Annotated in this window: 3 protein-coding genes; all 3 read left to right on the top strand. The window is 34.2% G+C overall.

Features of this window, described 5'->3' with window-relative positions; all coding sequences use genetic code 11:
- The first annotated feature begins 12 nt into the window (after positions 1-12).
- The 3 genes from ACNAZ4_RS08540 to ACNAZ4_RS08530 are packed head-to-tail and all read left to right on the top strand — an operon-like array spanning position 13 to position 9,053.
- The gene (locus ACNAZ4_RS08540) at positions 13-2,871 is read left to right on the top strand and encodes an SNF2-related protein (protein WP_415813821.1); all 2,859 of its coding nucleotides are present in this window, start codon (positions 13-15) and stop codon (positions 2,869-2,871) included.
- A gap of 12 nt (positions 2,872-2,883) precedes the next feature.
- Positions 2,884-5,877, top strand: a complete 2,994-nt coding sequence (locus ACNAZ4_RS08535; RefSeq protein WP_415813820.1) for a DNA methyltransferase — start codon at positions 2,884-2,886, stop codon at positions 5,875-5,877.
- An 11-nt stretch (positions 5,878-5,888) separates the two neighbouring features.
- On the top strand, positions 5,889-9,053 hold the full coding sequence (locus tag ACNAZ4_RS08530) for a DEAD/DEAH box helicase family protein (RefSeq protein WP_415813818.1): 3,165 nt from the start codon (positions 5,889-5,891) through the stop codon (positions 9,051-9,053).
- The last annotated feature ends 56 nt before the right edge of the window (positions 9,054-9,109 follow it).

The following is a 9,109-nucleotide window of genomic DNA, read 5'->3' as shown; positions in this document are numbered from 1 at the left end:
GGGGAGAATACGGTGTCAACAGTCTATCATGCAAAATATTACGCTCACGAGTTAACAAAGCAATCAACGGAAGATGGTGTGGAAAAGCTATCCAGGTCCCTATTTGATGCATCCGTTGACTTAAACCCTCATCAAATTGAAGCAGCCCTTTTTGCTTTCCGTTCACCTTTATCTAAAGGTGTTTTACTTGCTGATGAGGTCGGACTTGGAAAAACAATTGAAGCAGGGTTAGTATTGTGTCAAAAGTGGGCAGAACGTGAGAGGAAACTTATTATTATTTGCCCAGCATCCCTCCGTAAACAATGGAGCATGGAACTTAAAGAGAAATTTAATCTTCCAAGTGTTATTTTAGAGGCGAAATCGTTTAACGACTATATACGTAATGGAAAAGGTAATCCTTTTATACAAGATGCAATAATAATTACATCTTTTCAATTTGCAAATCGTAAAAGAAATGATTTAAAGCTTGTCCCTTGGGATATGGCTGTTATTGATGAAGCCCACAAATTACGGAATGTTTATCGTAACAGTAACAAGCTAGGTAAAGGAATCAAATGGGCGTTAGATGACACAAAGAAACTACTACTAACTGCGACACCTTTGCAAAATTCGTTACTAGAGTTATTTGGGCTATCTTTATTGATAGATGAACACATCTTTGGTGATATAGGGGCTTTCCGTTCACAATATATGAGTAATAATGGTAATTTACAAGACTTAAAGGATAGGTTAAGGGCGTTCTGTCACAGAACCCTTCGTTCTCAAGTTTTGGAATACATACGTTATACAGAGAGAATCCCAATAACATTCCCGTTCAGACCTACAGATGATGAACAAGCTTTGTACCAAGCGGTATCAGAATTTTTATTACGTGAAGATACATATGCCATCCCCAAAAGACAAAAGGTCTTAACAACGTTAATAATTCGCAAATTACTTGCATCTTCTTCTCAGGCTCTTTCAGGTACACTACAAACGATAAAGGAGCGATTAGAAGCAACTTTAGGCAGTTACACTCCTGAAGATGATTGGTTAGAAAAATTAGTAGATTTGGATGAAATGGAAACGGATTTAATAGAGGAAGAGTACAATGAAGTTAATGATGAAAATGAGGTAATACAGCCTTTAAATATAGAAAAGCTGAAGAAAGAAATAGAAGAGGTTAACAGATTATTAAACCGGGCTAGGTCTATCCGTGTTGACAGTAAATCACGTGCATTACTAAAAGCCCTTGAAACAGGATTTGTCGAAATGGGTAAAATGGGTGCGGGTCGAAAAGCCCTAATTTTTACTGAATCTAGACGTACCCAGGGGTATCTAAAAGACTTTTTGGATGCCAATGGATATGCAGGTAAAATTGTATTGTTTAATGGGACAAACACTGATGAACATTCAAAAAGAATCTATAAAAATTGGATAGAGAAGAACCAAAATTCAAGTAGAATTAGTGGCTCTAAAACAGCGGATATGAGAGCTGCGTTAATTGAATATTTCCGAGACTCTTCAGAAATTATGATAGCTACAGAATCAGCAGCAGAAGGAGTTAACCTTCAATTTTGCTCATTGGTTATTAATTATGACCTCCCTTGGAACCCGCAGCGTATTGAACAACGGATAGGACGTTGTCACCGCTATGGACAGAAGCATGATGTGGTGGTTATCAACTTCTTAAATGAGCGAAATGAAGCAGATAGAAGGGTTTATGAACTCCTTAAAGAAAAATTTAACCTCTTTACAGGTGTTCTAGGTGCTTCCGATGAAGTGTTAGGTAGTATTGAATCAGGTGTCGATTTTGAAAAACGAATTTTATCAATCTATCAACGCTGTCGTACACCAGAAGAAATTGAGAATGCTTTTAAAGAGTTGCAAAATGAATTGGAGCAACAAATCCAAAGCCGTTTAGACGATACAAGGAAAGCTTTACTAGAGCACTTTGACATGGATGTCCATTCGAGGTTAAAAATCCATCTCGAAGATACCAAATACCATTTAGACCGAGTAGGTAAGATGTTCTGGTCTTTAACTAAAATTATGTTAAAGGAAAAGGCAAAATTCAACGATGATGACTTAACATTTACTCTAGTAAAGGAGCCACCAATTTCCAATATTCCTATGGGGAAATATGAGCTTATCTCCAAAGACAAAAAGGAAACAGGAGCACATCTTTACCGGCTTTCAGACCCTCTCGGGGAATATGTCATAAATTCGGCAAAATCAATACCAACCCATCTAAGCGAAGTGCAATTTGATATAACCAATCACCCTGTCCGAATATCTGTAATTGAATCTCTTAAGGGTAAAAGCGGCTTTTTAACATTAACTAAATTATCAATAGATTCCTACGGAAAAGAAGAATATTTGCTTTTTAACGGAGTTACTGATGATAATAAAACAATGGACCAGGAAACATGTGAAAAGTTGTTTCAATGCGTTGGCCATGAAAATAAGCAAACGAATTGTTCTAGTGATAAACTTTTGACCTTAAAAAAAGATGCTAACCGTCACGTTGAAGCAACCATTAGTAAGTCGCTGGAAATAAACAACAAGTTTTTCCATGAGGAAAGAGAAAGATTAGAAAAGTGGGCCGACGATTTAGTACTTGCTTCTGAAAAGGAATTGAATGATACAAAGGTAAAAATTAAAGAGGCCAAGCGGCAAGCGAGGCTAGCAAAATCGACAGAAGAGCAACACCAAATACAAAAACACATTAAGGACTTGGAACGACTGCAGCGGAGGCAAAGGCAACGTATATTTGATGTTGAAGATGAAATAATGGATAAGCGTGATGACCTTATTGATGAACTTGAAAAGAAAATGGTTCAAAAAACAGAACAGGAAGAATTATTTACTTTACGTTGGACAGTGGTTTAAGGAGGAGTTTCAATGACAACAACGCAACAAAAAAAATTTATTGATTTACTTAATGAAATATTTCAATTTGACCAAGCAGATTTAGACTTTGGAATATATCGAATTATGAACCAAAAACGTGATGAGGTAACTAAATTTTTGGAGAAGGACTTGGTACCTCAGGTTCAAAAGGCATTTGAAAAATACAAGAATGCAGATATTGAAACAATTAAACAACAAATAGAAGACCTTGAGAAAAAACTAAGTGATATGGGTGTGGCAAAGGAAAGCTCTGAAAAGTATAAAACCCTTACAGAACAACTTAATCAAGGCGTAGACGTTACAGCGCTAGAAAATGAAGTGTTCTCCGATTTAACAAGTTTCTTCAGACGGTATTATGACAATGGCGATTTTATTTCTTTACGACGTTATAAAAAGGATGTTTATGCAATTCCATACGAAGGGGAAGAAATAAAACTTCACTGGGCGAACTCAGACCAATACTATGTGAAAACATCCGAGTATTTCCGTGATTATACGTTCAAACTACCTTCGGAAAGAATAGTCCATTTTAAATTGTTAGAGGCTAATACAGAACAAAATAATAATAAAGCTCAGGAAGGTAAAGACCGACGGTTTATTCTTTTGGAAGATGACCCAATTAAAGAGGAAAATGGGGAACTATTTATACATTTTGAATATCGTCCTGCTGAAGGAAAGCAAACACAAAAGCAATTAAATGAAAGTGCATTAGAAAAGATATTCTCTAAAGGGAATGCTGATTGGTTACAAGAACTACAGACTCTTTCTCCAACTGAAAAGAATAAGAAACGTACTATTCTAGAAAAGTATTTAAATGACTATACAGCACGTAATACCTTTGATTATTTTATCCATAAAGATTTAGGTGGCTTTTTACGGCGTGAGTTAGACTTCTTTATCAAAAATGAAATAATGCACTTAGATGACCTTGATACTGAAAACGAGAAACGATTTGAACAATATCTATCAAAGGTGAAGGTGATTAAATCTATTGGCGAGAAAATCATTGCATTTCTAGAACAAATAGAAAATTTCCAAAAGAAACTTTGGTTAAAAAAGAAATTTGTCATTGAAACCAACTATTGTATTTCACTCGATAGAATCCCAGAAGAATTATATGAAGAAATTAGCCAAAATGAGCAGCAAATAGATGAATGGAAAAAGCTTTTTTCAATTGATGAATTAAGTGGTTTTACCAAACCATTATCAGTTAAATTTTTATCAGAGAATCGTTATCTCTTACTAGATACAAAATTCTTTAGTAGTAATTTTACAGATAAATTACTAGCTCAAATAGAAAATATTGACGATAATGCTGATGGACTATTAATTCATAGTGAGAATTTCCAAGCATTAAATTTTTTACAGGAAAAATATCAAAAAAGTATTAAAAGCATTTATATTGACCCACCATACAATACCAATTCCACTCCAATAATTTATAAAAATGGTTATAAGCATTCATCGTGGCTTTCATTAATGAAGGATAGATTGGAATTCTCTAAGCCTTTAATGGATAAAAAAAGTGTGTGTGCTATTGCTATCGATGATACGGAGATGGTTAATCTGATGTCTGTCTTAAAAGGGAGTTTCACAAACCATAGAATTTCTCCAATAACATTAGTCCATAATCCCAAAGGTTCCATTACTAAAGATTTCAATAGAGTACATGAATATGCAATTTTTATTACTAATGAAGATGAAAAAAATGTTATAAATCGTACTCTAGAAGAAAATGATACACCAAGAAAAATGAGAAGGTGGGGAGAGAATTCTTTAAGAACTGAAAGGAGATTATCCTTTTATCCAATTTATATTAAAGATGGGAAAATAACAAGAATTGGTGACGTTCCTAGTGATGAATTTAGCCCGGCAGGTAGGAATGTAAGACAAGAAAACGGTGAAATTGAAATATGGCCAATAGACCAAAATGGTATAGAAAGAAGATGGAATTTTGGTTTAGATACCATTAAGAATAATTTAGATAGAATTGCAATTATAGAGAATGATGGCGTCTTTGATTTGTTTTTAACACATGAATTAACCGTTCCCAAAACTGTGTGGAGTGGTGGAGAATACGATGCTGGAAATTATGGAAATACATTGTTAATAAATATGCTTGGAAAAAAGTTATTTGATTTTCCTAAATCCATAAATACTGTAAAGAGAAGCATTAGTTTATCTACCTTAAATGAAAATAAAGATATAATACTCGATTATTTCGCTGGTTCAGGTACGACTGGTCATGCAGTTGTAGAGTTAAATAGGGAAAATGGTAGTGACCTTAAATACATTCTTGTTGAAATGGGAGAATACTTTAATACAGTAACAAAACCAAGAATACAAAAGGCAATCTATTCGAAGGATTGGAAAGATGGGAAACCAGTTTCGCGTGAGGGTTCAAGTCATATGTTTAAATATATAAAGCTTGAGTCTTATGAGGATGCTCTAAATAATATTCAACTCAAACGTTCTTCCCAGCAACAATCAGCTATGACTGAATTAATGTCTAGCGAAGCGAAGGAAGAATATTTACTTTCATATATGCTTGAAGTTGAAGCAGAAGGAAGTTCATCATTATTAAATACCGAGGCATTTAGAAATCCATTTGATTATAAAATGATGATTACAAATGGAACGGAATCTAAGCTTACAAATGTTGACCTTGTGGAAACCTTTAACTACTTGATTGGTTTACATATTAAGACCATTGATTTGATTAAAGGTATTAAAGTAATAACAGGAACATTACGGACAGGGGAAAATACTTTAGTTCTTTGGAGAAACACGGATGAAGTCACAAATGAACAGTTAGAAGACTTCTTTAAAAAGCAAGGTTACAATACACGTGACTCTGAGTTTGAACGAATTTATGTCAATGGAGATAATCACTTAGAAAACTTGAAATTGGCGGAAAATAAGTGGAAAGTGGTTCTTATTGAGGAAGAATTTAAGCGTCTAATGTTTGATGTACAAGATATGTAGGAGGTGAGATTATGCCTAGAGGGACAACCAAAAAGATTCAATTAAGTGACCAATTAATATTGAATCAGTTTATGCTGCGTCTCTTTGAAGTGGAGGATTTTGAACACCTTACAAAAGACATGAAGGATAGTTCCCTCGAAGAATTAGACATTGATAATGTCTCGCAGTTTTATAAACAACTTACTATGAAATTATTCGAAAGGGAAGAACTAAGTAATGATATCTTAAGACAGTATGATGAAAACATCGTAAGTCATACCCTTACAATTAGTGAAAAGAGAGAGAAAAAAATAAGGTGGAAATATTTCCAATATCTTTCGTTGTTGTTTACGGAAATTTATCTAGACCGTTATTTTAACCACAGAGAAAAACTATTGAATGACTTAAATGCATTTATTGATGTATTTAATGAGGATAAATCAAAAGGTGAGCAACTTAACTATTACAATGTAACAGACCTAAAAAAGTTAGCATTTTGGAATGCAACCGGCTCTGGAAAGACGCTGCTGATGCATGTAAATATCCTTCAATATAAACATTATTTTTATAACAAACATCGTCGCGATGAATTGGAACAGGTTATTCTATTAACACCAAGTGAAGACCTATCCAAACAACATTTGAGGGAGTTTGAAGTATCAGGGCTACAAGCGGCGCTCTTTGATAAGAATATGCAAGGCTTATTCCGAGGAAATGAAATCTCAATAATTGATATTCATAAATTAAAGGATGAAATGGGCGAAAAAACAGTTGCCATTGATGCATTTGAAGGGAATAATCTTGTTCTTGTTGATGAAGGACATCGTGGTTCATCTGGTGATGAATGGAGAAATAAAAGAGAAAAGCTAAGTGAGCAAGGATTTGCCTTTGAGTATTCAGCAACGTTTGGACAAGCTGTATCAGGTAATAAGAAATTAATGGAAGAGTATTCAAAATGTATTTTATTTGATTACTCCTATCGTTATTTTTATAGCGATGGATATGGAAAAGATTATCGCATCTTAAATCTACAGGATGATGAAGATGAACATATTCGTCATTTATATTTAACAGCATGTTTAACAGCCTTTTATCAACAGTTAAAACTTTATAGTGAAAATGAAGTAGCTTATCGTCCTTTTATGGTGGCTAAACCTTTATGGGTTTTTGTAGGTGGCAGCGTTAATGCACTGAGAACCCAAAATAAAAGAAAAGTATCTGATGTAACAGACATCCTGTTATTTATTGCTCGGTTTGTAAAGGAAAGTAAAGAAAGCATAAGTATGATAGAACGTCTTCTAAGCGGTCATCCAGGGCTTTTAGATGGAAATGGAAGGGAGATATTCGGTAACTCATTCCCGTATCTTCTAGACAAACAAATGTCAGCTGAAGAAGTTTATCGTGAAATTCTCTTATTCGTTTTCAATTCTACTCTAGCTAATGCTACGTTACGTGTAGAAAATTTAAAAGGTGTCGATGGTGAAATAGCACTTCGTATTGGAGACCATGAACCTTTTGGTGTTATCAATGTAGGTGATTCGAATGAACTTAGTAAGCTTTGTGCAACTTACACAGAGCTTCTTGTTACCGACAGAGATTTTTCAAAATCCTATTTTCATGAAATTGATAAAAAAGATTCAGGCATAAAACTTTTAATTGGCTCTAAGAAGTTTACTGAGGGTTGGAGTAGTTGGCGTGTAAGCACAATGGGACTAATGAATTTAGGTAGAAGCGAAGGTTCACAAATCATCCAATTATTTGGCCGTGGGGTACGCCTTAAAGGATATAACTTTAGTTTAAAGCGAAGCGAAACATTAAAGGGTGAAGTACCTGATATTCCTAAATATCTTAGTTTTATTGAAACATTAAACATTTTTGGCATTCGTGCTGACTACATGCAGCAGTTTAAAGAATATCTAGAAGATGAAGGTATCCAAACGGAAACCGACTATGAAGAAATACAACTGCCTGTTTTGAAGGATTACCATAAAAGAAAGCTAAAGTTAAAGGCCTTACGCTTAAAAGATGGTATCGATTTTAAAAAGCAAGGACCAAAACCGAAATTTTCTGCTCCATCAGAACGATTATCAAGTAACGATAAGATAATCGTTAACTGGTATCCAAAGCTTCAAATACATGATAGTCGAATTAAAGGGTTAAGTGTTCGAGAAACTCAGTCAATAACTTTAAACAAAGAAGCATTTTCGGAAAAACATATTGCCTTTATGGATTTGGACCATATTTACTTTGAGATGCAAAAATTTAAGAATGAGCGTTCATGGTATAACCTAAGCTTATCTAAAGAAGAAATCATTAAATTATTATCTAATGATTATTGGTATGAAATCGAAATACCAAAAGAGGAGCTAGTATTTAATTCTTTTAACAAAGTAAAACGCTGGGAAGAAATTGCTCTAGTTCTATTGAAAAAGTATTGTGAAAAACAATATCTATATGCAAAAAAAGAGTGGGAAGCACCATATCTAGAGTATTATGAGTTAACAGAAACAGACAACAATTTCTTTGACGAATATAAAGTTTCTGTAGATACAAATGATACAAGCATGATAACTAAATTAAAGCAATTAAAGGATGCTTTGAAGAAAAGCATGTTAAGCGATATCGAATTTGGCGGCTTAACCTCCTTTTCATTTTCACAGCACCTATATCAACCATTGATTACCCTAGAAGGTGCAGCTATAAAGGTATCACCTGTTCCGCTTAATGAGGGAGAATACCGTTTTGTGCAAGATTTAAAGACCCACTATGAAGGTAATAAGGATTTCTTTAAAGATAAAGAACTATATCTGCTCCGAAACCAAAGTCGAGGTAGAGGAATTGGATTCTTCGAAGCGGGCGGATTTTATCCAGACTTCATTATCTGGATTATACATGGAGAAAAGCAGTACATTACATTTGCTGACCCAAAAGGTATCCGAAACCTTTCAATAACTGATGCAAAGCTTCAATTCTATCGCCATATTAAGGAAATGGAAAATCGCTTAAATGATAAAGATGTTATTCTTAATGCATTTACCATCGCTAACACCTATTACAGTGATTTAATAACCACAGGGCTTAAATTACCTAAAGAACAGATGGAAGAACAGCACATCCTTTTCCAAAATGACGACAGAGAAACTTACATTGATAAGATGATTCAAAGCATATTAAATGAAAACACTATTACATCATGACATTACAGGTAGGAGTTTATTTGACTCCTACTTTTTTTAGATGTCCAAGGAAGGGA

The organism is Mesobacillus thioparans, from assembly GCF_965138835.1.
Taxonomy (GTDB): Bacteria; Bacillota; Bacilli; order Bacillales; family Cytobacillaceae; genus Mesobacillus; species Mesobacillus thioparans.
The sequence above is the reverse complement of the archived record's forward strand: the minus strand, read 5'-3'. Positions and strand labels throughout refer to the sequence as shown.